General features: G+C 65.7%; 28 protein-coding genes. 10 read left to right on the top strand and 18 right to left on the bottom strand.

All coding sequences use genetic code 11. The features are described from left to right. Positions 1-64: 64 nt before the first annotated feature. The gene (locus AKJ09_RS56285) at positions 65-211 is read right to left on the bottom strand and encodes a zinc-binding dehydrogenase (RefSeq protein ID WP_146655691.1); all 147 of its coding nucleotides are present in this window, start codon (positions 209-211) and stop codon (positions 65-67) included. A gap of 424 nt (positions 212-635) precedes the next feature. Between AKJ09_RS56285 and AKJ09_RS29065 the strand changes: the two genes are divergently transcribed. Continuing rightward, positions 636-1,082 carry a GFA family protein gene (locus AKJ09_RS29065; RefSeq protein WP_146651123.1) on the top strand — a complete coding sequence of 149 codons (447 nt, stop codon included), beginning with the start codon at positions 636-638 and terminating at the stop codon, positions 1,080-1,082. Between the two features lie 280 nt (positions 1,083-1,362). After that, on the top strand, positions 1,363-1,890 hold the full coding sequence (locus AKJ09_RS29060; protein ID WP_146651122.1) for a hypothetical protein: 528 nt from the start codon (positions 1,363-1,365) through the stop codon (positions 1,888-1,890). Positions 1,891-1,965: 75 nt separating this feature from the next. On the opposite strand, the gene AKJ09_RS29055 is transcribed toward AKJ09_RS29060, so the two are convergent. Next, positions 1,966-2,787, bottom strand: coding sequence for an endonuclease domain-containing protein (locus tag AKJ09_RS29055; RefSeq protein ID WP_146651121.1), 822 nt, complete (start codon positions 2,785-2,787; stop codon positions 1,966-1,968). Positions 2,788-2,789: 2 nt separating this feature from the next. Then, positions 2,790-3,140 (bottom strand): hypothetical protein, encoded by a 351-nt coding sequence (locus tag AKJ09_RS29050; RefSeq protein ID WP_146651120.1) that lies wholly within the window; start codon positions 3,138-3,140, stop codon positions 2,790-2,792. A 119-nt stretch (positions 3,141-3,259) separates the two neighbouring features. Between AKJ09_RS29050 and AKJ09_RS29045 the strand changes: the two genes are divergently transcribed. Together AKJ09_RS29045 and AKJ09_RS53390 are read left to right on the top strand one after the other, a co-directional pair. After that, the gene (locus AKJ09_RS29045; protein ID WP_146651119.1) at positions 3,260-3,457 is read left to right on the top strand and encodes a hypothetical protein; all 198 of its coding nucleotides are present in this window, start codon (positions 3,260-3,262) and stop codon (positions 3,455-3,457) included. Next, positions 3,454-3,600, top strand: coding sequence for a hypothetical protein (locus tag AKJ09_RS53390; protein WP_169927959.1), 147 nt, complete (start codon positions 3,454-3,456; stop codon positions 3,598-3,600). The genes AKJ09_RS29045 and AKJ09_RS53390 overlap by 4 nt, the downstream gene beginning before the upstream one ends. A gap of 89 nt (positions 3,601-3,689) precedes the next feature. Here AKJ09_RS53390 and AKJ09_RS29040 read toward each other — a convergent pair whose 3' ends face one another. The 3 genes from AKJ09_RS29040 to AKJ09_RS29030 all read right to left on the bottom strand — a co-directional run bounded on the left by AKJ09_RS29040 (position 3,690) and on the right by AKJ09_RS29030 (position 6,564). Further along, positions 3,690-4,094 carry a tellurite resistance TerB family protein gene (locus tag AKJ09_RS29040; protein WP_146651118.1) on the bottom strand — a complete coding sequence of 135 codons (405 nt, stop codon included), beginning with the start codon at positions 4,092-4,094 and terminating at the stop codon, positions 3,690-3,692. 248 nt (positions 4,095-4,342) lie between these two features. Continuing rightward, positions 4,343-4,930, bottom strand: a complete 588-nt coding sequence (locus AKJ09_RS29035) for a hypothetical protein (protein ID WP_146651117.1) — start codon at positions 4,928-4,930, stop codon at positions 4,343-4,345. Then, a complete protein-coding gene (locus AKJ09_RS29030) occupies positions 4,927-6,564 on the bottom strand; it encodes a hypothetical protein (protein WP_146651116.1) in 1,638 nt (545 codons plus the stop codon). Before AKJ09_RS29030 ends, AKJ09_RS29035 begins: the two co-directional genes overlap by 4 nt. 179 nt (positions 6,565-6,743) lie before the next feature. Here AKJ09_RS29030 and AKJ09_RS29025 point away from each other — a divergent pair, with 179 nt between their 5' ends. Further along, a complete protein-coding gene (locus AKJ09_RS29025; protein WP_146651115.1) occupies positions 6,744-7,658 on the top strand; it encodes a hypothetical protein in 915 nt (304 codons plus the stop codon). 31 nt (positions 7,659-7,689) lie between these two features. Here the strand turns inward: AKJ09_RS29025 and AKJ09_RS29020 are convergent, their stop codons facing one another. Genes AKJ09_RS29020 through AKJ09_RS55640 form a run of 3 tightly spaced genes read right to left on the bottom strand, consistent with a single transcriptional unit; the run spans position 7,690 to position 10,035 of the window. Then, the gene (locus AKJ09_RS29020) at positions 7,690-8,139 is read right to left on the bottom strand and encodes an acyl-CoA thioesterase (RefSeq protein ID WP_420814261.1); all 450 of its coding nucleotides are present in this window, start codon (positions 8,137-8,139) and stop codon (positions 7,690-7,692) included. Further along, positions 8,136-9,443 (bottom strand): hydroxyacid-oxoacid transhydrogenase, encoded by a 1,308-nt coding sequence (locus AKJ09_RS29015; RefSeq protein WP_146651114.1) that lies wholly within the window; start codon positions 9,441-9,443, stop codon positions 8,136-8,138. The genes AKJ09_RS29020 and AKJ09_RS29015 overlap by 4 nt, the downstream gene beginning before the upstream one ends. Positions 9,444-9,486: 43 nt before the next feature. Then, complete coding sequence (locus AKJ09_RS55640) at positions 9,487-10,035, bottom strand: winged helix-turn-helix transcriptional regulator (protein ID WP_275936652.1); 549 nt, start codon at positions 10,033-10,035, stop codon at positions 9,487-9,489. 166 nt (positions 10,036-10,201) lie between these two features. Between AKJ09_RS55640 and AKJ09_RS29005 the strand changes: the two genes are divergently transcribed. After that, the gene (locus tag AKJ09_RS29005; protein WP_146651113.1) at positions 10,202-10,993 is read left to right on the top strand and encodes an SDR family oxidoreductase; all 792 of its coding nucleotides are present in this window, start codon (positions 10,202-10,204) and stop codon (positions 10,991-10,993) included. Between the two features lie 78 nt (positions 10,994-11,071). On the opposite strand, the gene AKJ09_RS29000 is transcribed toward AKJ09_RS29005, so the two are convergent. Beyond that, a complete protein-coding gene (locus tag AKJ09_RS29000; RefSeq protein WP_146651112.1) occupies positions 11,072-12,793 on the bottom strand; it encodes a proline--tRNA ligase in 1,722 nt (573 codons plus the stop codon). Positions 12,794-12,848: 55 nt separating this feature from the next. Next, positions 12,849-13,304, bottom strand: a complete 456-nt coding sequence (locus AKJ09_RS28995) for a CBS domain-containing protein (RefSeq protein ID WP_146651111.1) — start codon at positions 13,302-13,304, stop codon at positions 12,849-12,851. 119 nt (positions 13,305-13,423) lie between these two features. Between AKJ09_RS28995 and AKJ09_RS28990 the strand changes: the two genes are divergently transcribed. Beyond that, positions 13,424-13,888: a PGPGW domain-containing protein gene (locus AKJ09_RS28990; RefSeq protein WP_146651110.1), complete on the top strand. Its 465-nt coding sequence runs from the start codon at positions 13,424-13,426 to the stop codon at positions 13,886-13,888. Here AKJ09_RS28990 and AKJ09_RS28985 read toward each other — a convergent pair. The 3 genes from AKJ09_RS28985 to AKJ09_RS28975 form a co-directional block, all read right to left on the bottom strand. Continuing rightward, positions 13,833-15,644 carry a DUF885 domain-containing protein gene (locus AKJ09_RS28985; protein WP_169927957.1) on the bottom strand — a complete coding sequence of 604 codons (1,812 nt, stop codon included), beginning with the start codon at positions 15,642-15,644 and terminating at the stop codon, positions 13,833-13,835. The genes AKJ09_RS28990 and AKJ09_RS28985 overlap by 56 nt on opposite strands. Before the next feature lie 367 nt (positions 15,645-16,011). After that, positions 16,012-16,665, bottom strand: coding sequence for a hypothetical protein (locus AKJ09_RS28980; protein ID WP_146651108.1), 654 nt, complete (start codon positions 16,663-16,665; stop codon positions 16,012-16,014). 14 nt (positions 16,666-16,679) lie between these two features. Continuing rightward, positions 16,680-17,795 (bottom strand): arginase family protein, encoded by a 1,116-nt coding sequence (locus AKJ09_RS28975; RefSeq protein WP_146651107.1) that lies wholly within the window; start codon positions 17,793-17,795, stop codon positions 16,680-16,682. Between the two features lie 86 nt (positions 17,796-17,881). Between AKJ09_RS28975 and AKJ09_RS28970 the strand changes: the two genes are divergently transcribed. Both AKJ09_RS28970 and AKJ09_RS28965 read left to right on the top strand, forming a co-directional pair. Beyond that, a complete protein-coding gene (locus tag AKJ09_RS28970; RefSeq protein WP_146651106.1) occupies positions 17,882-18,622 on the top strand; it encodes an ATP-binding cassette domain-containing protein in 741 nt (246 codons plus the stop codon). Between the two features lie 38 nt (positions 18,623-18,660). Next, the gene (locus AKJ09_RS28965) at positions 18,661-20,157 is read left to right on the top strand and encodes a glycine betaine ABC transporter substrate-binding protein (protein WP_420814284.1); all 1,497 of its coding nucleotides are present in this window, start codon (positions 18,661-18,663) and stop codon (positions 20,155-20,157) included. Between the two features lie 3 nt (positions 20,158-20,160). On the opposite strand, the gene AKJ09_RS28960 is transcribed toward AKJ09_RS28965, so the two are convergent. Both AKJ09_RS28960 and nadC read right to left on the bottom strand, forming a co-directional pair. Further along, positions 20,161-21,024: a biotin--[acetyl-CoA-carboxylase] ligase gene (locus AKJ09_RS28960; RefSeq protein WP_146651104.1), complete on the bottom strand. Its 864-nt coding sequence runs from the start codon at positions 21,022-21,024 to the stop codon at positions 20,161-20,163. Then, a complete protein-coding gene (gene nadC / locus AKJ09_RS28955; RefSeq protein ID WP_146651103.1) occupies positions 21,021-21,869 on the bottom strand; it encodes a carboxylating nicotinate-nucleotide diphosphorylase in 849 nt (282 codons plus the stop codon). Before nadC ends, AKJ09_RS28960 begins: the two co-directional genes overlap by 4 nt. Before the next feature lie 83 nt (positions 21,870-21,952). Between nadC and AKJ09_RS28950 the strand changes: the two genes are divergently transcribed. Next, on the top strand, positions 21,953-23,944 hold the full coding sequence (locus tag AKJ09_RS28950; protein ID WP_146651102.1) for an ATP-binding response regulator: 1,992 nt from the start codon (positions 21,953-21,955) through the stop codon (positions 23,942-23,944). Positions 23,945-23,972: 28 nt separating this feature from the next. Here the strand turns inward: AKJ09_RS28950 and AKJ09_RS28945 are convergent, their stop codons facing one another. Both AKJ09_RS28945 and AKJ09_RS28940 read right to left on the bottom strand, forming a co-directional pair. After that, positions 23,973-24,623 carry an HAD family hydrolase gene (locus tag AKJ09_RS28945; RefSeq protein WP_146651101.1) on the bottom strand — a complete coding sequence of 217 codons (651 nt, stop codon included), beginning with the start codon at positions 24,621-24,623 and terminating at the stop codon, positions 23,973-23,975. A 59-nt stretch (positions 24,624-24,682) separates the two neighbouring features. Further along, the gene (locus tag AKJ09_RS28940) at positions 24,683-25,297 is read right to left on the bottom strand and encodes a response regulator (RefSeq protein ID WP_169927956.1); all 615 of its coding nucleotides are present in this window, start codon (positions 25,295-25,297) and stop codon (positions 24,683-24,685) included. Between the last annotated feature and the right edge of the window lie 2 nt (positions 25,298-25,299).

The raw sequence follows: 25,299 nt of genomic DNA, 5'->3' as shown, positions 1-25,299 counted from the left end.
TGGCACGATCTCCGAAGTGACAAGATGCGTCGCTGGAGCCGAACGACGGAGCACACCTCTGTCGTCACGGATCCGCGACGACGATGACGACCTTGCCGACCGTACGTCGCCCGGCAACGGCGTCGAGGGCGCGGGGGACGTCGTCGATCGTGAACTTCGCCTCGGCTCCTACGCGCGCAGCGAGCGCCCCCGCCTCGACGAGGGCGAAGATCTCGACGAGAGCGCGCGGAGCTCACCGGGCGGAAGCGTGAACGTCGCGACGCCGACAAGCGACTGGTTCTGCGCGAGGAGCCCTCCAAAGCGGACCGCGTTCCGTTCATGCTGACGTTTCGAAGGAGGAGGATTACGTCCACTTCGCCGGGCATTCCTTGCTGCCCGACGACCTTTTCGGCTTCCTACTCTCCCGGGCGTCGCAACGGATTGTTCGTGGCAATTCTCTTCCTTGGCGGGGCAGCCGGATCTGGAATGGTTGGGCCAGTGCAGGCGAAGTTTGGCTGGCCGGGCGTTTGCGTGGCGGGAGCGGCATGCGGAGCGGGCGCACTTCTGATTTCGGCTCTGCTCCCTCGCAACCGCGACACGTCGAACTGACCTTGCACGGCTTCCAATCATCAGGCGGGCGTCGTAAAGAGAAGGCGATGGCAGCGGATGGAGCGTGCGAATGCGGTTTGGTCACGTACACATTGACCGGTGATGCCCCGGTCCACGTTTACGTCTGCCATTGCTTGAATTGCCAAACGCGGAGCGGCAGCGCCTTCGCCGAACACGCCATGCTTCCTGCGGCGAGGTTCCAGTGCGCCGGGCCCCTCGCCACGTACGCCCGCGAGACCAACGGCATCCGGTTCGACGAGGTCTTCTGCGACAACTGCCGCACTCGAATTTACAACCGGAACGCGATGCTGCCGGACATGATTTTTCTGCGCGCGGGCACATTGTCCGAGAGCCAGTGCGTGCAGCCCATGGCGCACATCTGGACGAAACGAAAGCAGCCATGGCTCACGATCCCTGAGGGCACTCCATCGTTCGCGGAGTCCCCGACGCCGGAACAATTCGGCGCTGCCGTTCTACAGGCCGAGCGACGCTAGAGGGCGAAAGGGGGACGCCGGTGAAGGCCCGGCAAGCAGTGTCGACAAAGAGGTGTCGACGGCGGTGACACAAGTCACCCGACGGCGATCGACGAGCTCAGAAACGCGTACAACGTCGAGTTCCTCGGTCTCACGGCAGGCTCCTCCGAAGAAGCCGCCGTGCGCGCAACGCACGGCCCACCGCGGCCGACCACTCCTTGCGCGCGCGTCCATGCGCGCCAACGGAGGTCACATGGTCGGTCGAGGAAGAAACGCCAAGAATGCCGTCGTCGCTGTCGCAATGATGATGCTTGTACTCGGCTGCGGTGGCGCCGAGGACAGCGCGAGCGTCGCGGAGGACGACATCCAGTCGAAAACGATACCCACCGCGGAGATCGCCGAGCTCCTCGAGCGTCACGGCGTCCCGAAGATGCGTACGGAGATCGGAGCGCGCGCCATCTCGAGGCACGACCAAAGCAGCGTAGGGTTCTTGGCGGCTCTCGACAGCGCGCTGACCTTGTTCCTCGAGAATCGCATCGACGGACTGCCGAGCGTCATCCGTAGCGACGAGCTCGACGTCTACGCCGACAAGTGCCCTGGCACGACGGGAAAAGGCCGTCGCGCGGCCGCCCTCTGCGTCGCCAACCGACCCAAGACGCGAGTGCGACTCGTTCCTGTCGACGCGCAACCCGGAAGCACGCTTTACGAGACCGAGTCACCCGTGACGAACTGGCTCTTCGAGTTCCAGGTAACGGACCTGTCCGACGGCTGGTTCTACGCCTGGATACCGAACGACGGCCGTCGCGGTGCCATATCCGGCTACAACTGAGAAAAACGGCCCGCATCGGCCGCCGCCGCGATGCGGGGCGCGAAGAACGAGACTGCGAAGATCGAGCAATACCGCTTAGGCGAGCGCGGTGGCCGCGGTGTGAATGCGAGTGACGACCGATGCGAGCTCCTCGAGGACCTCGCGATCGCTGACGCGGAGCACGTGCCACCCAAGGCGCCCGAGCGCTGCATCCCGGCGCGCGTCCGGCCGCGAACGCTCCTCGTGGTACGGCCCATCGACTTCGACGACGAGGCGAACCTTCGTACAAGCGAAGTCCACGATGTACGGCCCGATGACGAGCTGCCGCCGAAACGCGAACCCCAACTTCGAGCCCGACAGACAGCGCCAGAGCCACTCCTCGGACCGCGTTGGCGCAAACCGCATTACCCGAGCCCGCTCTTCGAGCAACTGCGTGACGAGCGACCGACCGAACATGAGCACCTCCAGAGCGCCGCGCGGGTGCGCGCCGAGCGAAGGCCCCTCGCTTCCTCCGAGGGCGTCACGCAGCGCACGCGCGGCTCGCCGCGACGGCGTGCGGAGCCCGGGGATTCCCAGCCCCAACCATCGAGGACCGAGCTTGAGGGCGGCGACGTGCTCGAGGAGCTCGAGCCTCATCAGTCCGGGTAGAAGGGCCGTCGTTGGACGCGGGTATTTCTGGTTCGGCCGCGCGGCTTCCAACGCCTCGTCAGCACGCCATTCCGGACCCAAATTCTCCAACGCGAAGGCCGGCCTGCCGAACTCCCGCTGGTGTTCTTCATTCCAGAACTGCACCATGTCGCGCGCAGCGCGCAGCACGATGCTGGAGTGAGCGATGTCACGGTTGAGATGCTCGGCGAGCTGGTAGCTATCCAGCGCACCAAGCGTGCTCGTCATGACGGCGTATGCGTCTCGGCCCATCGTCAGTCTCCTTGGGTAAGGACGACGGCTTTCCCTTGGAACCAAGAGCCACAACGCGTAATCGTCCCGTTGGCGATGACGCACGGGCGATAGGCACCGTCAGAGAAGGCGACCGCATCCCCCTGGTACCACGAACCGCAGTAGGTCACTTGTCCGTTGGCGACGACGCACTCGCGGTACGCACCTTCGTGCTGTACGACAGCTTTCCCCTGATACCAGGTCCCGCAGTACGTAACCTGACCGTTGGCGATGTTGCACTCGCGGTACCGAGCGTCACGGGCGTGAGCGGTGAGCGCCAAACAGCCAAGGGCGAGGCAGAGCGCGGCGGCCGACGAGCGGCGAAGGAATTTCATCGGATTGTGCGACGAGCGCGATGGTGCCGACACGACGACGAATGCGTCGATTGGGACCTTCGACTACGGTAGCCGCGGCTACGAAACGCTGCCCGCGAACTATACGAACGCCATCTGGCATGCCGGCTTCCTACTCTCTGCCGGCGAAATGGCCGCGCCTCACCGCGCGCCACGTGAAGATCCCAGGCTTCCTGCTCATCGTGAGCCTCCTCGCCTGCGAGCACGTCTTCGGCTTCAAGGGGCTCTTCCTCTCATTTCCCATCTTGTTCGTGGCAGGCCGCATTCGCACCGAATTCCTCGAAGAGGACGCGGGGTGAGCGGTGGCCCCATCGTGCTTTCGGACAATCCCGATCAGCTCCCCAACTCGACGACGCGCACAGACGTCGAGCCGACGGGCATCGAGCTCGATTCGCGCAAGGCATTGGCCGAACCCGCCACCGAACACGAACTGGCGGAGTGAGCCCGTTTCGAAGCGTGCGCTAGCGAACCACGCGCACGCCTGATCGCTGTACTCGTCCGCGTTCGTTCGGGTTCTCCTCTCCGCGGTCGCTACTCGCCGGGCTCCCAGCGCGTTCGTTCGAGCTTCGTCGACTCCGCCCATTGCACGAGCGCGCGAATCTCCTTCGGATCGACGACACCTTGCGCACGCGCGACCTCACAAACGACTTCGAGGCCTGGGCGCAATCCCCGACCGACCTCTCGGAGCGCATTTCGCCATCCGGGACGTAGCTCGGTGGCCGTCTCCGCCATCGTGTACGCGTGAAGATGCGGGACGACTTCTTCGAACAGTCGGATCGGCGAACTCCCGCCTCGTTCATGGTGTTTCGACAGCTCGTTGAAGGGCACGCGCCTCCAGGAATACGGCTGACGGTACGCCCACTCGCGAACCACGAAATACGTTTCTGGATTGTCCCCCTCCGACGGAGCCGCCTTCACGAGATCATCAAACTTCATTTGGCGCAAGCGAGCTCGCATCAAAAAAAAAAAAAAAAACTCCTCCTTCGATATCTCACCAAGCCGTTCGAATATTGGCTGAATCGTATCGACGCGGATCCACTCCTGAAGAACCCCCAGGCAGTCCAACGCGTTCTCTTCGCCGGCCGCAAGACGCGCTTCCCATGCGTCAACGGCAGCGAGGCAGTCAGGAATCAGCGATTCTCCTTCGTCTTCGTCAACGAGGCTCGAGCTGTCGCGACGCATTCTCACTCCCCCCGCTCCCAGCGCGTTCGTTCGAGCTTCGTGGACTTCGCCCAACTGACGAACGCTCGAATCAGCTGCACATCGGCACCTTGTCTGCGGGCCGTCTCGCAAACGACGTCGAGCCCCGGGCCAAGCCCGCGCCCGAAGTCCCTGAGCCGGTTGCGCCATCCGGGCTTGAGCGGCGAGACGATGAGGTCGACGGGATACTTCTGCATGAGCGGGATGACTTCCTCGAAGAGCCGAGCAGGCGATCCCACTCCACGCTCGATATGCTTCGACAGCGTCTCGAGGGGGACGGTTCGCCAGGAAAACGGCTGGCGATAGACCCACTCGCGTATCACGAAGTAGGTTTCAGGATTGATCCCCTCCCCGCTCGCGGCATTGACGAGATCATCGAAGTTCTGAAGCTGCGCTCTTGCTCGCGACAAGAACGATGCTCGAGAAGCCTCGCCGAGCCCACCGTAGATGGCATCAATCGTATCGCGACGAAGATGTCGATAGAAGAACGCGAGACAGTCGATCTCCAGTTCTTCGCCGGCAGCCAAGGCACGCTCCCACTCGTCGACCTCGATCAGACGAGCGGGAGTCATTGGCCACCATGGTTACGTTGCTCGAAGGCCTCGAGCACCCGCTCGCGGCGGGCTACATAGGCTGCATGCTCGGGCGTACCGGGGGGATTTCGCATGATCAACACCTCGAGGTCGGCAACATCCCAAGCTTGGCCGTGCAGGTTCTGTCCGCGATTCGGTGCGATATGCGAACGCACGACTTGATACGTCATAGGCGGGCCATCGTCGAGCATTCGCTGGAGATTGAGCAGCTCGTGCAGCTCGTGGGTCAAGGTTCCGACAATCGCTTCATCGCTCTCGAGAACATTTGGACGAAGGTTGACGGTTACGCCGCGGTCACTCAAGTCCTCAGGCTGAAATCTGTCTGTCGCCGCTCCACGGCGGACCAGCGTGTACTCCGCCATGCGGTCGCCAGGGACTTTGGGGTCGACGGTGACCTTGATCCACGGCGGAATCTTGATGCCCGTCTGTCTTTCGAAAATGGCGACCGCCTGTTGGACGGAGCGGACGCCATCGGCGTTCGGTCGGTATTCACCGTAGGTAACTTTGTCAGGGTCCGTTACGAACCTGTGATTGTCCACACCACGAACGCGGGTGTCAGCAGCGTGGCCGCGTCCAAAGGCCTCGTCGAGGAAGCGACGGAAGACAGCCGGATCCTCCGCGGCACGGTCTTTCGGGTCGGCGACGCTCTGGCCCTTGCCCGTCGTGTGGGCGCCACGAACGGGGATGGTCGTGAAGGCTTCGCTCAGGCTCGCCGTGGAGGTGACGCGTTTGTGCGCGGCGTCGAGAGACTCCCCGCGAAGCATGGAGTCGAGAAACGCTAGGCCAGCCAATGCGCTGCCCTGCATGGCCTGCATCATTTCGAAGTACTTTTGGAAGACCTCCTCTTGGGTCGGCAGCGTCTTGGTGACCTCCGCGTAGTGTTCGCGTGAGACGAAGCGCGCTGGATCTTGGCCGGTCTGCTGGCAGCTCGTTTGACGCCAGCTATCGAACGTCGAGCGAATACGTTGCTCGTCGGCGGGCGAGAGATTCACGCCCTTCCGGATCGAGGCCACGAGTTCGTCGGCGGTGAGCTCGATCGCGTGCGCACCGTGAAGCGACGAACTCGACACCGCGGTAGGCCGCGCCCCGTCGCATGGCTCGAGCACGTGGAGTTGCTCGCTTCGCATCTCGAGGGCCCGCAACTGGCCCTCGTGTTTCGCCCGCTCGACGTCCGAGAGCTGTCGGCCGAAGCGGAAGAGAAACGTTGCTTCGCGTTTCACCGCCGCATCGATCTCGGACCTCGACGTGATCGAGTTCGCCGATACCTCGTGAGGCGCCGCGCGACGAACTTGCTCGGCCTGCATGCGCGAGAGGAGTTCCCGGGCGGCCGCCTGCTGGTTCGGAGGCAAACGCTCGATCCGCGATGACGCCGATTCGATCTCTCGGTCGAGCAGTTCGTCCGTGTAGAGCGAGAGATTGATGACGCCGATGGGCGCGTCCGACGCTGCGAACGACCTGGCGGCATCGCGGACCGCGTCGTTCGCAGACCTCACACTCGTGACGAGCTTCGGCAGATCGATGCGTGGCTTGGCGGCCGGACGAACGGCAGTCTCGTCTTCATCGGGAGACCGCGCACGTGTGCGCGCGGCGGCAGTCGCGTCGATTCCACTCACGCGGGCCCTGTCGGCCTGTCGCGGGCAGAAGTTGCGTCGATGTCTAACCGCTCGGCACGAGGTGCGGGACCGATCCGCGGCCGGCACAAGCTGGCTCAACTCGACACGACATCCACGCGTGATCCGGGCTGATTTCCGCGGAATTCACGGTGGCCCCCGAATTGCTAATCTGCGGAGACATGCGCCAATCCTTGCTCCTTGCGACGCTCATTTCCCTCTCCGCTGCGTTGGCCATCGTCGGGTGCTCCTCCTCCTCCGACGACGACTCCAAGTCCACCGCGTCTCCTGCCGAGGGAGAGCCCACATCGAATACGGCCCCTCCCGGAACGTCGCCCCCCTTCGTGAGCGTTCCAGTGTGGAAGAGCACGAGCACCCGGCTCGAGATCTCGGGTGTCGTCATCGGCAACGCGCCGAGTCGCTACACCGTCGATCTCGCCGACATGACGCCCGCCCAACTCTCGGCGGCCCAAGGCCTACGAACGATCGCGGGGACGATCAATGGGCCGGGGTGGGCCGATGGTCCGGCTTGGCAAGTGAACGTGACCGATCAAGACGGCAGCGCCGCGTCGTTCCGCGTAACGCAGGACAACCTGCCCTCCGACATCGAGAAGCAGCAGGCGAGCACGCTGCCGACGATCGATTACACGACGCTTACTCCGTTCCTCGGCACGTTCGAGTGCATGAAGCAATATGACTTCGTGTTCGAGCCACGCACGACCGGCGCGCCCATCGATACGACCGGCGCATACGCGACCGTGCACGGGACACTCACCACCGACAAGGGCTGCACCAATTACGTCTCGACCACGTCGGCATGTGGCGACGGCCTGATCAAATTCCCTCTCACGCAGTCGGGCACCTACGAGATCTTCGTCAGCAACAGCACGGAGCCGTTCACGCTCCGCGCCTATTCCGAAGACGGAGCCACGCTCGTCGCCGAAAGCTCCGCGGGTACCGGTACCAGCCCCTTCACCTTCAGCCACGCGTTCGACGCGGGCAACTACCTGCTCGTTCTGAGCAAGACCGTCGCATCGGGCTGCCCGAGCGACAGAGTCTACGCGCAAAACGAACTGTACGTCCGGCTCGTCCCTTAGAACGAACTACGCACGGATACGCGCGCGCGGCTCAGAGGCCGTCGCGCAGGGACTCCAGCGCCGCGAGGATGCGGTCGGGAATGGCCGTGGGCTTGCGTGTGGCGCGATCGACGAAGACGTGGACGAAGTGGCCGTCGGCGGCGGCTTCGTCCTCATGCTCGGCGAAGATGCCGACGCCGTAAACCACGGAGCGTTGGCCAAGCTTGTCGATGCGCAAGCCTCCGCGGAGCTGCTGCGGATACGCGAGCGGCGCATGGTAGTTGCATTTCGATTCAACGACGAGACCAATGACGTCGGAGCGCTCGATGTCGAGGCCGCCTTCGCGAATCAGGAAGTGGTTCGCGACGGTATCGAAATAGCTGTAGTAGGTGACGTTGTTGACGTGACCGTAGACGTCGTTGTCCATCCAGCGCGTGCTGATGGGAACGAAATAGCGATAGTCGGAGGCGCGAGGTCGAACGAGCGGCACGGTGTCTCTCACCAATAGGTCATGGCGCCGCGAAACAGGTCTACCAGGACGGGTTTCGTGATTTCGGCTGGCGCATTCTGCAAAAGGCGCTGCTGCAAGAACGTTCCTTCGGCCAGCGCCTGTAGATCGGCGTCGCCATAGCCAACACCGCCGATCCCGTTCGGGATGTGCGTCTTCTGCATCAGCGTCGACAGAGTCTTGCCGAGCACCTCGCCGGCGTCCGCCGAGGACGTTCCGGACACGTCACGCCCCAGGAGCGCCGCGGCCTCGAGATGGCGCGCAGGGTTCCTCGGCGCCGTGAAGCGGAAGACCGACGGAGCATTCACGACGACGGCCATGCCGTGCGGAACGATCGGCTCGTCTTGAGGATAGCCCGAGGGCCGAAACGTCTTCACGTTGCCGGCGACGGCATAGGCCATCGCGTGGGGAACGTGCACACCGGCATTGCCGAATGCAATTCCCGCCAGCGTGGCAGCCCACATCGTTTGCTCGCGCGCTTCGCGGTCGGTGGCGTCTTCGACGGCGCGACGGAGGTATTTGCCGAGCAGGCGAAGTGCTTCGCGGCAACCGAGATCACTCCAAGGATTCGCGCCCTGGCTCATCGGCCGCGCCGTGGGCCGGCCCGGCTTCGCACGCGAAACGAAAGGCCGTGCCGTGTACGACTCGAGCGCGTGGCAGAGCACGTCCATGCCGCTCGCAGCGACGACCTCGGACGGCAAACTATCGGTGCAATCGGGATCGACGAGCGCCTCCGTGGGCCGGAGCATGACCGACGCAATTCCGGTCTTTGCGTGCAGCGACACGTAATCGAAGATGGCAATTCCCGTGACCTCGCTTCCCGTACCGCTCGTCGTCGGACAGGCCAGGTGCGGCTTGAGAGCTCCAGGAACGGCACGACCTGCACCAACCGGCGCGTTCACGTAATCGTCGAACTCCGCCGGATGGCTCGAATAGAGGTTTGCCGCTTTGCACGTATCGATGACCGAACCACCGCCCAGCGACACGTAGCCATCGAGCTTGGCCTCGTTCGCGAAGCGCACCGCCTCGCGGAACGAGCCGTCGGTGGGCTCCACACGAACGTCGTCGAACACCACCACGTCGAGACCGGCCTTCCGCAACGACGCCGAGACCGTCTCGAAAATGGCGAGCTGCCGTATGCGCCGATCCGTGAAGAGGCCCACGCGACGGGTGCCATGACTCGCAACACGGTCGCCAACCTCGGCTAGACAACCACGACCGAACGTCACACGCGAAGCGTCGACGGTGAACGCCTCGTCGCCACCGGCTTGCGCCGCATAGAAGTGCCCACACGCCATTTCGGTCACCTCCTCGTGTCTCTTTGGCTCGTGTCTCTTTGGCTCAGGTTTCTTCGGACAACGGCACGAGATTCTTGGGTCGCTTGGCCCCCCACTTCAAGAGCGCATCGAGCGCAGGGCACAGCTCGCGGCCCCACTCGGTGAGCGAATACTCCACCTTCGGCGGCACCTGGGGGTGAACCGTGCGCACGACGATCCCGTCGGCCTCGAGCTCACGGAGCTGCTGAATCAGCATCTTCTGGGAGACGTCGGGAATCGACCGCTCGAGCTCGGAGAACCACGGAGGTCCAAGAGGACTCGGCGAAGGCCGAGCCGCATTGAACCGGAGTGGACAGAGTCCAGCCTTGCTGGACGGAGTCCACGGAGGTCCAAGAGGACTCGGCGAAGGCCGAGCCGCATTGAACAGGTGGAAGAGGATCGTCATCTTCCATCGGCCATCGAGGACTCGAAGCACCTCTTCCGTACCGCGCGCAGCGTTCTCGGCACGCACGGACTCGTCGCCCGCGCTCGGTGCTTCGCTCGCGTCGCCCGAACGATAAATGGAGGGCTTACCTTTTGGTGAGTACCCCACTTTTTCGTGCGTTCTTGTCACATCGAAAGTGTAGCGCAATAGTCCTCGAGTCGCGGCGAGCGACGCGCATTCCTCACGAACGGGCAGCGCGGGAAACCGTGCCCGGCCGAGAAGCGCCGTCGTGACGTCGCCCAATCCATGCATGCGCGGCATCCCGGAAGCGGGGGCACGCGCGGAGGACCATTCCATGAGCGATACCATTCAGAGTCACGAGTTCGACGGCAAGCGCGTCCTCGTCACCGGAGGAACCAAAGGCATGGGCGAGGCGGTCGTCCAGAAGTTCGTGCGTTCGGGAGGCACTGTCGTCACCACCGCGCGCTCGGCGCCATCGAATGCGAACCGCGACGTTCACTTCATCGAGGCCGATCTCTCGACGGCCCAGGGAGCGGCGCGCGTCGTCGACGAAGTGCTTGGTCGCTACGGAGGCATCGACGTTCTCGTCGACAACGTCGGCGGCTCGACCGCCCCGAGCGGCGGCGTGCTCGCTCTCGGCGACGACGACTGGCAGAAGGCCTTCGACCAGAACCTCTTCGGCGCCGTTCGGCTCGATCGCGGATTCTTGCCCGGCATGATCGAGCGGCGAAATGGCGTCATCGTCCACATCTCGTCGATCCAGCGCACGCTCCCTTTGCCCGAGGCGACGATGGCGTACGCCGCGGCCAAGGCGGCCCTCAGCAACTACAGCAAGGCGCTGTCGAAGGAGGTCGGCCCCAAGGGCGTGCGCGTGGTGACCGTGTCGCCCGGATACATCGAGACCGAAGCGGCACGCGGGCTCGTCGGGCGCCTCGCCGCGCAGTTCGGCGGCGACGAGACCGCTGCACGACAGAGCCTCATGGATTCGCTCGGCGGCATCCCGCTCGGTCACCCTGGGCGCCCGGAGGACGTCGCGGAGCTCGTGGTGTTCCTCGCGTCCGATCGCGCGGCCTTCATCACCGGTAGCGAGATCGTCATCGACGGAGGCACGGTCCCCACCGTGTGACGGCCCCAAATGACCATCGGGGCGGTGGATTCGCTCCACACGCCCCCGATGCGGGTCAGGCCAGGCTTGCTGCGCGTGTCACTTGCCGAGCGCCGCGTGGACGCGGTCGGCGAGGACCTTCACGGCGTTCTCGACCGGAACGAGCTCGGCCTTCTTGGGGTCGGGCTCGGTGCGGGGCTTGACCTCGATGTTGCCGTTCGCGAGGCCCTTGGCGCCGATGGTAACGCGAAGGGGCATGCCGAGGAGATCGGCGTCCTTGAACTTCACGCCCGGGCGTTCGTCGCGGTCGTCCCAGAGGACGTCGACGCCCTTCTCACGAAGCTCGTCGTAGATCTTCTTCGCGGCCGCGTGCACGTTCTCTTCCTTGCCGATCGTGACGAGGTGCACGTGGTACGGCGCGAGGCTCATCGGCCACTTGATGCCGTCGGCGTCGTTGTTCTGCTCGATCGCCGTGGCGACGAGGCGTGAGACGCCGATGCCGTAGCAGCCCATGACGATCGGCTTCTTCTCCTGCTTCTCGTCCGAGTACATCGCGCCCATCGCGGCCGAGTACTTGGTGCCGAGGATGAAGATGTGACCGCCTTCGATGCCTCGGTAGGTCTTGAGGTGGCCACCTTCGCAGTTCGGGCAGGGGTCCCCCGAGGTGGCGAGGCGAATGTCGGCGACCTCACCATCCCAGTCGCGGCCCTTGTTGACGCCCGTGAAGTGGTGGTCGGTCTCGTTCGCGCCGGTGGCCGCGTTCTTGACGAGCGCAGCAGCGCGGTCGACGACGACCTTGCCCTTGAAGCCCACGGGGCCGGCGAAGCCCACCGCAGCGCCGGTTGCCTTCTGCACGTCCGCATCGGTCGCGAGGAAGACCTCGTCGACGCCGAGCGCGCGAGCCAGACGGATCTCGTTGACGTCGTGGTCGCCGCGGACGACGGCCATGACGACGTCTTTGCCCGTCGTGTAGACGAGCGACTTGAGGAAGCGCTCCTTCGGCGTGGAGAGGAACTTCGAGACGTCCTCGATGGTCCCGACCTTCGGCGTGTGGACCTTCTTCTTCTCCTCGAGCGCCTCGCTGCTCTCGGTCTGGTCCTTGACCTTCACCGTGGCGATCTCGACGTTCGCCGCGTAGTCGCACGTATCGCAGGCGACGATCGCGTCTTCGCCCGAGTCCGCGAGGACCTGGAACTCCGCGCTGGTCGAGCCGCCGATGGCGCCGGGGTCGGCGGCCACCATGCGGTAGACGAGGCCCATCCGGTCGAAGATCCGGCAGTAGGCCTTGCGCATCGTCTCGTAGCTGTCGAACGCCGCCTCTTCGCTCACGTCGAACGAGTACGCGTCCTTCATGAGGAACTCGCGACCGCGGAGCAGACCGCCACGCGGACGGGGCTCGTCACGGAACTTGTTCTGGATCTGGTAGAGATTCATCGGCAGGTCGCGCCAGCTCTTGATCTCGCGGCGCGCGATGTCGGTGACGATCTCTTCGTGCGTGGGTCCGAGGTGGAACTCGCCGCCCTTGCGATCCTTCAGGCGGAAGAGCGTGTCGCCGTAGAGGTCCCAGCGCCCCGTCTCCTTGTAGTACTCCGCCGGCAAAAGGGCCGGCATGAGGATCTCCTGAGCACCCGAACGATCCATCTCCTCGCGGACGATCGCTTCGACCTTCTTCAGGACGCGAAGGCCGAGCGGGAGGAAGTCGTACATGCCGGCGCCGACTTTGCGGATGTAACCGCCGCGCACGAGCAGCGTGTGGCTCGCGTTCGCCGCGTCCGCAGGAGCTTCTTTGACGGTGGGAATGAGGGCTCGGGAGTAGAGCATCGCGCGACAGCATCTAGCACGCCCCCCGCGGCGCCGGCGGCCAAAGCTTTGCCGTTCAAAGCGGAACCGCCGGGCTCCCTGCCCGTTTTTCCTCGTCGGAGGCCTCGTTCGGAAGGATGGGCGCGTGCCGGGGCTTCATGCCGAGCATCGCGCGGAGGATGTCCACGGACGTGACGATGCCGAGGGCCACGCCCTTTTCGTCGACCACGACGAGATGGCCGTGCAGGTTACCGTGACGCGCCTCCGCCGCTTTGCGGGCGGCGACCTCGAGCGATTCGGTGTCGCGAACCGTTTCGACCGCGCCTGCCTCTCCCGCTTGCCTCGGCGTTCGCCTACTGCCCTGCTCCAGATCGTGGAGCGAGACGAGCCCGACGGGACGATGTGACTCGTCGAGCACCGCGACGGCCATGATTCCCCACCCCACGATCGGTCCACGCGCGAGCGTCAGGCGGTCGCCCTCGTGGATGTACAGGAGCGTGGGATTCATGAAGTCCCGGACGACGACGGCCATAGTTCGAAGGCTGCAAGACACGAGCCCTGCCGGGACCACGCCTGAGTCCGATGCGTCCCTTGAGTCGTCGAAAGAATCGCGTCCGTCAGGGTGGCGCAGCCATTGCGTAGGGCTGATCCATGCACCTCTCGCCCGAAGTCGAGCTCGGCCTGGTCGTGGCCAGTGCCGTCGTGTTCGTCGCGACGCTCGTGGCGGTGCCCATGCTCGTCGTCCGACTCCCCGCCGACCACTTCGTTCGCCCGCCGACGCGCCGCTCGGTGCTCATCCACTTCGGGCGCAACGTCGTCGGCGGAATCCTCGTCGCGGTTGGCCTGGCAATGCTGGTGTTACCGGGCCAAGGGGTAATCACGATCCTGATCGGTCTCTCGGTGCTCGATCTTCCCATCAAGCACCGTCTCATCCGGCGGATTCTCTCTCAGCCGCGACTCGAACACGCGATCCAGCGCCTCCGCGAGCGCGCGGGCAAGCCTCCGCTCGAGATCCCCGACAGCGACGAGCCGAGTCCTCCGGCGAGCGAGCGCCGGGCGGTCAATTCGCGAAGATCTCGCGCGCCATCAGGCTCGGCGGGACGGTCGCACGCGTGAGCAGCTCCGTGTGGAACTTCTTGAGCGAGTAGTTCGCTCCCTCACGCTCCCGATAGCGCTCTCGCATCTTGAGAATCATCTGACGGCCCGTCAGATACGCGAGCGGCTGCGTGGGCGTCATCGTGTAGCGCTTCACTTCCGAGAGCGCGAGCTGCCGCTCGAGATGCACCTCGTCGGTCAGCATCTTCGCCGCCCCCTCGAAGCTCAATTCCCCGACGTGCAGGCCGATGTCGATGATGACACGCGCAGCACGCACGAGCGTCCATTCGAGCTGCATGAGCCGCTCTTCGTCGGTGAAGTAGCCGAGCTCCGCCATCAGCTCCTCGGAGTAGAGCGCCCAGCCCTCCGAGAAGATCGCGTGGTCGAAGATCTTGCGCGTCAGTGACGGATTGCGTCTCGCGAACGACAGTTGGAGATGGTGGCCGGGATAAGCCTCGTGCACCGCGGTGTCGACGAGATCGCCGTGATCGTTCTCGCGGAGGATCTCTTCCTGCTTGTTCTTGGGCAGCGAGCGGTCGACGGGCGTGACGAAGAAGAAGCCTTTCGTCGTCGGATCGAAGGGCGGCGGCTGATCGTAGGCGGCCGTGATGGTGCTTCGCATGAACGGCGGCGTGTCGATCACCTCGAGATCGTCGCCCGGCGGAAACGGCACCACGTCTTTGGCGACGAGATAGTCCCGCGCCCGCTTCACTTCGACGCGGTAAGCCTCGAGCAGCCCTTCGGCGGTCGGATGATGGCTCTTGAGGCGCCCCACCACGTCAGGCCAGCCCTTCGCCTTGCGGTCGATGCGCTTGGCGACTTCGTTCATCTGGACGTTGGTCTCGGCGAAGACCTTCTTGCCCATGGCGAGCAGCTCGTCGGCGCCTTCGTCGAGGAAGTAGTCGTTGTGCAGGAGAAACTCGAAGTGCTCGCGACCGGCCGCAAAGCGACCGTTCGACCGAGGCAGCACTTCTTTCTGCAGGAACGTCTTGTAGTCCTCGTAGGCTGCTTGCGCCGACGCCAGCGCCACCTCGACACGTGCCTTCTCGTTCGGAAGCGAAGCGATCAGGAACGGACGCTGCTCCTCGAGAAACCCTTTCGCCGAAGCCGCACGATCGATGCCCACCTCCGTCCAGATCCGAGGCGGTCGCTGCAGATTCGTCTTCGCCGCGGCGACCACGGCGGGGATCTTTTCGAGACGGGCCACGACGTTGCGCGCTCGTTCGGCCGCCGGCGCGTAGTCGCGCGCGGTCATGAGAAAGATGACGCTGAGTGGGCTCGCGTAGAGATCGGGCTGACGAGCGAGAGGCTCTTGCGTGCGACGGTGGCGAATGTCGACCTCGAGCGCCGACACGAGCATCGCCAGATCCGTCTTGGCCGGCGCACTCGCGCGCGGATTCGCGAAGCGTTGCTTCAGCCGGGCGAGCATCGCCTCTTCGCGAGCGACGATCTTCGCATCCCCCTCCTTCGTCCGATCGTCGAGCTCGGCGTCGTGCGAATGAACACCGAGCCCCGTGGCCGTTTCCGGCGACGTCTCCACGAGGAGCTCGAGATACTCCTTGCCGGCACGCGCGATGGCTTCGTCGTCGGGGTTCTCGCTCGCGACGACCGCTTCCTTCTCGGCTTCTTTGGGCGGTGGCGACGTGCGAACCGATGCATTCGGCAACGTGTTCGCCGACGCGGTGTGCGCGCCACCTCCGCCACATGCTCCGAGCGAAGGCAGAGCTCCGAGGACAGCGACCAGGACGAGAGCGGAAAAGCGAGCGGAGCGAGTCACGAGGAGGTGCATCCTAGCGAGCCGCTTTCGTCACGATCCATCGAGTTTCATGGGGTCATTGCAATTTCAGAAGCCCCTATCGAAGCGCCTATCGGAACGGCGATCGGAGGGCGATCCGACACCGCGGCCTGCGCGTAGGAACGGGGACGCTGCACGCACTTCTTGCCGGCACTGCGACAAAAGCCCCTTGATCTCGAGTCGGTCGTGCACCGATCCTCGGGTGGGGCGTCGAGCGCGTGGTTGCCGGCCAAAGGGGTGGGGCTGAAGACGGTGCGCTTCTTCGAGCTCCTCGAACGCACGATCAGCGCCCTCACCGGCGCCTCCCCGCGCGCGGACGAAGTTCCCCCGTACGTCGCGCCGGCGACCTTCAGCTCACCGGGATCGCGAGCGACACTGGTTGCTGCTCGATCTGGCAATTCTCGTCCGAACACACGCTCATCTTGAACGTGCCTTGCACGCGCGCCGTTCCGGCAGCGCTCGGCTTGAAGCGCACGGTCATCGTTCCCGCCTTCGCGCCCTCTTCGCGGAAGTCACCGGCCGCGCGCGAGAAGGTGGTTCCGTCTTGGGCGAGGAACGTGACGCCCGGCTCCGGCGTAGCGACGAACTTGTACGGGTACTCTTTGTTGACGTGGTAGTCGCCCGCGACCGCGAGGTGGATCGTCATCGCGCATTCGCTGCCCGCGCGACAGCCGGCCGACGCCACGTCGAGCCCGAAATTCCTGCCGTTCACGTGCGCGCTCGCAGGCACGAGCTTGGCGCCATCGGCGGGCTTGCCGGCACTCGCCACCGCCTTCGCGCCGGCACTTCCACTCTCCACGGCGCTCGCAACCGGAGCTGCACTCGGAGCGCTACTTGCGCTGGGCACGGGGGTGGGCGGCGGCGCGGGTGAAGCGACGAGACTCGTGCTCGCCGTCGTCGCTGCACTGGTGCTCGTACTCGTGCTCGTCGATGCGCTCTCGCTGCCACCCTTCGTGCACGCGAAGAGCCCCGCAGCCATCACGATCGTCCATGCTCGCGTCATGACGCCCTCGCTCTTCAGATGGTCGTCCGCAAAACCGCCCCGAGGGTCTCGCGCAGATAGGTCACCGCGAGTCCAACGGTGCGCTCGGTCGAATCCGGCTTGTCTTTCAGGGGCGGTGCGACCTCCATCACGTCGCCACCGATGATGCCGACCGTCTCGCCGAGACGGCGGATCAGCTTCACCACGAACTCCGGGCTCAGGCCATCGGGCTCCGGGGTCCCCGTTGCGTCGACGAACGCGCAATCCGTGCCGTCGACGTCGTTCGAGAAATACACGCCCGTCACGTTGCGCGCGCGCAGGTGCTCGATGATCGCTTCGATGGCGCCGTCGGGATCGCGACGGCACTCGTCGGCCCAGAACTGACGCACGCCGAGCCCCTCTTCCCAGTAGCCGCGTTCGTGACGCGTGGCGCGCGTGCCGACCTGCACCATGCGCCCATCACGACCGAAGAGCTCGTTGGCGTGATACGACCAGGTGGCAAAGCAGTAGCGAACACCGAGGCGCGTCTCCAGCAAGTCGGTGTGAGCATCCGGTTGGACGATGCCCCAGCGGTCTTTCCGCGCACGCGAGAGCGCCGACGCCACGGGCCAGGCCGTGGAGTGATCGCCACCGAGGACGATCGGCGCGACGTTCGGATTGAGCTGGAAGACGAGATCGAGCGCGCGCTCCTCGATCGACAGCGGCGAGACGGGGAGCGTTGCCCGCACGTCCTCCGGAACGTTCGGATAGAGCGCATCGCGCGAGGCCTTCTTCTGCGCCTCGGAGAGCATGTCGTCGTGAAGAAGCTGGGGCACGACGAAGACGTCGCCGATGTCGACGACGCCGAGCTCCGATGCACGCGACGGGTAGTCGGGGACGGCCGCCAGCAGCCCCGTTCGTAGCGCTTGCGGGCCTAGGTTCGCTCCGCGCCGGAAGCCAGCGCCCACGTCCGACGGAACGCCGAGCACGACGGCCTTGGCCGTGGGAATGCGTGCAAGCGCCGCACGGAAGCGATCGTCGACCTCGGCCGCATTACGTGCATGATACAGTTTCTGTTGCAGGGCCTCCTGCTCGGCGCGACCGGTGGAGACCAGGAACAGCCCGCCGCCGGCAGGCTTGAGGAGGGTTGCGAGCTCTTCGAGCGGCGACACGCCCCGAACCTAGCACGTACGAAACGGCGTCGGAGCTCGACAACACCCTACGAACTTCGGAGACTCCGCATTAACCTGGGCAACGCATGGTCTCGCTCGAGGGAGTGAGCAAGTCGTTCGAAGGCAGGGCGGTCATCCACCGAACCTCGCTGCAGATCGGCGCGCGCGAACGAGTCGCCCTCATCGGGCCGAGCGGCTGCGGAAAGTCCACGCTCCTGCGCATGATTCTCGGGCTGGTGATCCCCGATACTGGCACGGTCACGGTCGGCAAGGTTCAGGTCACCGAAGCGACCGCGCGCGAGGTTCGTCGGCGGATCGGCTACGTCATCCAGGACGGCGGCCTCTTCCCTCACCTGACGGCCGAGGACAACGTCACCCTCGTGGCCCGTCTCGGAGGCATGCCGACCGAGCGAATGCGCGCTCGCGTGGATGAGCTCGTCGACCTCGCCGGCCTCCCCAAGACGCTTCTCGCTCGCTACCCACGTGCGCTCTCCGGCGGCGAACGTCAGCGCGTCGGGCTCATGCGTGCCCTGATGCTCGATCCCGACGTCCTCCTCCTCGACGAGCCGCTCGGCGCGCTCGACCCGATCATCCGCGCGAGGCTCCAAGAAGACCTTCGGACGGCCTTCCAGCGCCTCGGCAAGAGCGTGGTCATCGTCACCCACGACATGGGCGAAGCGGCCTATCTCGCCGATTCGATCGCGGTCATGCGCGACGGACGGATCGTCCAGCAGGGAGGCGTGCGCGACCTCATCGATCACCCGGCCGATCCCTTCGTCTCCGAGTTCGTCGGCGCCCAGCGCAGCCTCGCAGGGGCCATCGCGTGAGACGTGTCGCGCTTTGGCTCTCGGTCCTTTCGTTCGTCCTGACGTTCACGACCTGGACGCGCGCCGCGGAAACTCGACCGGTGAAGATCGGCTCGAAGCGATTCGTCGAGTCGTACGTGCTCGCGGAGATGGCCGTGCAGATCGCGCGCGCGGAGGGCATCGAGACCACGCACGAGCTCGGCCTGGGAGGTACGGCCGTGGTGTTCCGCGCGCTCGAAGACGGCGCCATCGACGCATACCCCGAATACACCGGCACGCTCGCCGAGACGGTCGCCAAGGGCAGCCGCGCGGATCTCGGTAGCCTTCGTGCGGCGCTGGCGCCTCGCGGTCTCCTGCTGTCCGACCCGATCGGATTCGAGGACAAGTACGCCATCGCCGTACGCGGCGAGGTGGCAAAGAAGCTCGGGCTCACGAAGCTGTCCGATCTCGCCGCGCATCCCGAGCTGAAAATCGCGCTGAGCCACGAGTTCGCCGGACGCAGCGATGGGTGGCCTGGTCTCGAAGCACGCTACGGCCTGCGCCCCGCCACGCCCGCGTCGGTGATGGACCACGCGCTCGCCTACGAAGCCATCGCGCGAGGCAACGTCGACGCCGTCGACGTCTACACGACCGACGCCAAAATCGTCCGTTATGGCCTCGTCGTCCTCGACGATGATCGGCACTTCTTTCCGCCTTACGACGCCGTCTTCGTCTACCGCGCCGACCTCATCAAGCGCGAGCCGAAGTTCGCCGCCGTCTTCGAGCGGATGCACGGCGCCGTCGACGTGAGCACCATGCAGCGGCTCAACGCACGCGCCGATCTCGACGGCGTTCCGTTCGCACGCGTTGCGGCCGACGAGCTCGCAAAGCTCGGCATTCTTGGGACGCCGTCGTCTTCGTCGTCGCGGCCGAGCCTCTGGCGCGGCACGTACGAAGTCATCCTGCGGCATGGTCCGAGGCATCTCACGCTCGTCGCCATCTCGCTCTTCTTCTCGACGCTGATCGGCGTCCCCCTCGGCATCCTCGCGTTTGCGAAGCCTCGCGCCGGGGCGGCCGTCCTCGGCATCACGGGCATCGTGCAGACGATTCCGTCGCTCGCCCTTTTCTGCTTCTTCATTCCGCTCGTCGGAATCGGCGAGACGCCTGCCCTGCTCGCGCTCTTCCTCTACGGGCTCTTGCCCATCGTACGAAACACACACGCCGGTCTCGAGTCGATTCCCGACGAGCTGCGGGAAGCGGCGGTCGCCCTAGGCCTGTCGCCCCTCGAACGGCTTCGTCACGTGGAGCTTCCCCTCGCCTCGCGGACCATCGTGGCAGGAATCAAAACCAGCGCCGTCGTCGCCGTCGGTAGCGCGACGATCGCTGCCTTCATCGGTGCCGGAGGGTTCGGCGAGCCGATCAGTACCGGCCTGTCGCTCAACGACATCCCCACCATTCTCGAGGGCGCCATCCCAGCGGCCGGCCTCGCGCTCGTCGTGCAGGGCGTGTTCGCGCTCGTCGAGCACGTCACCGTTCCGCGCGGTCTCCGCGAGACACGCGTGCCGAGCGGCAGCTGACGGTCAGCGCGCGAGAGGCTTCAGGCGGACCTCGCCGGAGATCACGCGCACGATCGTGCCGTCGTCCTTGCGTACGACGAGGCGACCTTCGGGATCGATGCCATTCGCGGTGCCCCGTAGCTCGCCGGCATCGCTCTCGACCTCACGACCGAGGAGCGCGTCGCTGCGAGAGAGCCGCCCGTGGACGAGCCCCAGTCCGCGGTGCGCAACGTGCTCGACGTCGTGCTCGAGGCCGGCAAGCACGTCCGCCAAGATCGACGCGCGATCAGGTGGGCCTTCGAGCCCTCGGTCGCCTCGTTCGATGGCCACCGACGTTGCGAGCTCCGCGACTTCTTCCGGAAGCGCCTTCGTGTGGACGTTGATACCGATCCCCACGACCACGTAGTCGACGCGCGATCCGACGAGGCCCGACTCCACCAAGATGCCGGCGATCTTGCGCATGCGCCCGTCGCTCCGGCGCTTCACCAGCACGTCGTTCGGCCATTTCACGAGCACGTCGGCGTCGTCGCCCACGGCGCGCGCTACGGCATCACGCACGGCGAGACCGCACGCGAGCGAGACGGGCGGCACGCGCACGGGCGAACACGGAATGCGGAGCAGGACCGAGAAGAGAAGGTTCTCACCGCGCGGCGAGAGCCACGTGCGGCCCTGGCGACCTCGGCCCTTGCGCTGCGATTCGGCCACCCACAACGCACCGTGCGGTTCGCCATCCTTGGCGCCCCGCTTCGCGTCGTCGTTGGTGGATTCGGTTTCGTCTTGCAGATGCAGGCGACCGCCGAGGCGAAGTCCGCGTTCGGCGATCGCCTCCGCGAGGCGCGCGAGATCCGGGCCCACGAGCGACGAGGCCTGGATTCCCGGGGGACTCACGACACGAAGTCGAGGCCGATGTCGGCCGCGGGCGTGGAGTGTGTGAGCGCGCCCACGCTGATGGCATCGACTCCGGCGCGTGAGAGCTCGGCGATGCGCTCGAGCGTGATACCGCCAGATGCTTCGAGCAGGGCGCGACCGCGCGTACGGCGAACGGCTTCCTCCACCGTGCGCGTGTCCATGTTGTCGAGGAGGACGATGTCGGCACGAGCGGCGAGGGCTTCTTCGAGCTGCTCGAGCGAATCCACCTCGCACTCGATGCGGCTCGTGTGCGGGGCACGGGCGCGAGCAGCCTCGATCGCCGCGCGCACGCCACCAGCCGCCACGATGTGGTTGTCCTTGATGAGGACGGCAGAGCCGAGATCGTTGCGATGGTTCTTTCCGCCGCCCTTGCGAACGGCGTACCGCTCGAGCAGGCGAAGACCGGGCGTGGTCTTTCGGGTGTCGGTAACGCGCGTGGTGCTGCCCGCCGGAACGGCGTCCACGTAGCGCCGCGTCATGGTCGCGACGCCGCACATGCGCTGGATCAAGTTGAGGGCGACGCGCTCGCCGGTCAGGATGGCCCGCGCCGAGCCTTCGACCGTGAAAAGGCGGGTTCCGGAGCCCACCTTGGCCCCCTCCTCGACGAGTGTTTCGAATCGCAGCGTTGCATCGAGCAGCGCAAAAACCCGGGCGGCAACAGGCATGCCGCAGGACACGACGTCTTTGCGGGCCACGCCATGGGCGATGGCCTTTTGCCCTTCGGGGACGCACGATTCCGTCGTCACGTCGCCCGCTCCGAGGTCCTCTTCGAGGGCCCGAACGACAATCGCGTCGACCAACGGCAGCGGTAGCTCGGAACTCATCGGTCTCGAGTTAGCCCCAGCCCCGCCCGGCCACAAGCATTACGCTTGCGAGACGCTCGCCAAAGCGCGACCATACGCGGGAGATGTCCGCCACGATTCTCGTCGTGGAAGACGAAGGGATCGTCGCTGAGAGCATTCGGGCCGTGCTCCTTGGCGCCGGTTACGACGTCCCCGAAACAGCACCTTCCGGAATGAGCGCACTCGAGGCGGCAGCCCGCATCGAGCCACGCCTCGTGCTCATGGACATTCAGCTGGAAGGTCCGATCGACGGGATCGAGACCGCCCGCCGTCTGCGCGAGGAGTTCGGCGTCCGCGTCATCTACCTGACCGGATCGACCGACGAGGAGACGCTCTCTCGTGCCAAGGAGACCGCACCGCTCGGCTATCTGAAGAAGCCGTTCAACGCGCGCGAGCTCCGAATCGCCGTCGAGATCGCGCTCCAGCAGGCTGGGCTCGAGAATGCGCTGGCCGCCCGCGAACAGTGGTTCGCGACCACGCTCGAGTCCATCGGCGACGCGGTCCTGACGAACGACACCGACCGCCGCGTGACCTTCCTCAATTCGGCGGCCGAATCGCTGCTCGGTGTCTCGCGCGACGCAGCGCTCGGCCGCCCCCTCGGCGACATCGTCCGTCTCGTGGACGAACACGATGCCGCGTTCACGAAGCTGGTTCACGCCGCCTTGCACGAGCGCGTGACCACGCCGCTTCCTCTCGCGGCAAGACTCCGCCCTCGGCGGCCGAACGGCGAGGGATCCTCCCCCGACGTGCAGGCGAATCGCGCAGCACGCTCCTACACGGAATGCCTCGAAATCGAGGTCGAAGGGACCGTCGCGCCGATCAACGGCGAAGGGGGCGTCGTCGCCGGCAGCGTCATGGTGTTCCGCGACGTACGCACGCGGCGCCGTCTCGAACGACGGCTCGCGATGGCCGAGCGTCTTGCCGCCATCGGCACGATGGCCGCGGGGATGCAGCACGAGATCAACAATCCCCTGGCGACCATCATCGCCAACGTCCACTACGCGCTCGACGTCATCCACGGCAAAGCCGGGCGTCCTCCGGCATCGCTCTCGGACCTCGCCGAAATTGCGGCGGCCCTCCAGGATGCGAGCGAAGGCGCCGAACGCGTCCGCCGCACGGTCGACGACCTCAAACACATCAGTCGCGGCGACGACATCGAGAAGCGCCCGGTCCAGCTCACGGCTGCACTCGAAGAGGCCGTCCGCGCGACCGCGAACGCCGTTCGCCATCACGCCACGATTCGTCGCGACTACGCGCCAGCACCGCCCGTCGTCGCGAGCGAGGCGGAGCTTACGCGCGTCTTCATGAACCTCATTCTCAACGCCGCCCAGGCCATGGGCGACGGTGACGCCGAACACCACACGATCCTCCTCACCACGTCGACCGACGCTTCGGGGCGCGCGGTGGTCGAAGTGCACGACGACGGCCCGGGGATCCCGAACGAAGTGCTGCATCGGATCTTCGATCCGTTCTTCACGCCCAACCTTCCGAAGCAAAGCCCGGCGGTGGGTCTCGGGCTCTCGATGTGCCACGCGATCGTGACGTCGCTCGGCGGCGAGATCGAGGCCGACAGCGAGGTCGGTCGGGGCACCACGTTCCGCGTCTCGCTCCCGGCCGCCCCCGTCACGACGTCGCGCACGCCCACGCTTCCTCCCGCTCGCAGAAGTGACGCGCCCGCCGCGCCCACCGCGCGTCGCGGCAAGGTCCTCGTCATCGACGACGAACCGTCGATCGGCAAAGCCATCCGGCGCATTCTGATCCGCGACCACGACGTGACGCTGGAGACCGACGCTCGCGAGGCACTCGCGCTGATCGCGCAGGAGAGCTTCGACGTGGTCTTCTGCGACCTGATGATGCCGCGTATGAGCGGCATGGATTTCTTCGACGCGGTTTCGCGCTCGGCGCCGCCGCAGGCGAAGAAGATCGTGTTCCTCACCGGCGGAGCGTTCTCTCCGCGCTCCGAGGAGTTCCTTCAGTCGGTCGAGAACACGTGCCTCCCGAAGCCGTTTTCTCGGGAGATCGTCACGTCGGTCGTTCGAACGATGGTCGGCGAGTAGAGCGCTCCGCGCGCTCGGTCACCAGCGCTCACCAACGCTCGACGCGCCAGCGCCGCTTTCGTGCAACGCGTGCGAGCCTCGGATCCGGGTTGACGACCACCGGATTGGCCACGAGCTCGAGCAGCGGCAGGTCGGTGAAGGAGTCGCTGTAGAACGTGGCTTCTTCGAGTGCGAAGCCGAGCGTCTGCGCCAGGCTTCGCGCACGTTCGACCTTCCCCGCACCGATGCAGAGCGGGGCGACGAACTTGCCCGTGAAGCATCCGCCGTCGTCGACTTCGAGCTCCGTCGCGACGACGTGCGGGATCTCGAGCCGTCGCGCGAGGGGCCGCGCCGTATAGGCCGAGGCCCCCGTGACGATGGCGAGAAGATCGCCCTGCTCACGATGTCGTTCGACCGCGCGGCGCCCCTCGTCGCACACGTGAGGCTCGACGTAGCGACGAAACCAGTCGTCGCACCGTGCCGTCAGCTGGACCTCGGGCGTTCCGGCGAGCGACGTCAGAGCGCGCGCGGCGATCTCGGGCGCGTCGATGATTCCGACCGTGTACTGGGCGACCCAGTAGAGAACACGCAGCGCGTCGGCCCGGGTGGCCTCGCCGATCGAACGCTGGTAGCGGACGTAGAGACTCGCGGTCTCCTTGCGTACGAGTGTCCGGTCCATGTCGAAAAGCGCAGCGCGCATGAGTTCGGGCCACCATAGCGGAGTCCCGGGCGCACATCACCGCGCATCACGACGCGCGGTCAGATCGGCTCGGCCAAAGCTTCGCGTAACAAACTGTTGACGGCGCCTTCGAATGTTTCGTCGCCCGTTTTCCGCAAGAGCGTCTGGATCTGCTTGCGAATCGTGTCGGGTCTCACCCCCCGACGCCCGCTGAACTCGTCACGCGCAACCCCGTCCGCGCCGAGCTCGAGGAGCTCCACCTCGGTGGGGCTCAAGCCATAGTCGGCCGTCCATCGCTCGATGATGGCGCGAGTTCGACGCTCGCGAGCTTCCTTCCGTTCGCGCGCCGTCTGGGCCACGAGCGCGAGCTGACTCGCCTCGCACGGCTTGAGGAGGTAGTGCGCGCGGAGCTCGTGAGCCCGACGAATGACGCCGTGATCGTTGCTGCCGGTCAAAACGAGGACGACGATGCCTGGCGAGCGGACGCGCGCGGGCTCGATGAGGTCGAAACCGCCCCCGTCGGGAAGCCTCACGTCGACGATCATCGCGTCGAATGTTCTCGTCCGCAGCGCAAGGCGCGCCGCCGCACACGTACCGACGGCATCGACATGCCCGTGGGAGCTCATCCCACGAACGACCGACCTTCGAACGGCGTCGTCGTCCTCAACGACGAGAAACGAAAGGCCGTCCGTCATCA

The organism is Labilithrix luteola, assembly GCF_001263205.1.
Taxonomy (GTDB): Bacteria; Myxococcota_A; Polyangia; order Polyangiales; family Polyangiaceae; genus Labilithrix; species Labilithrix luteola.
This window is presented reverse-complemented; position numbering and strand designations above follow the sequence as displayed.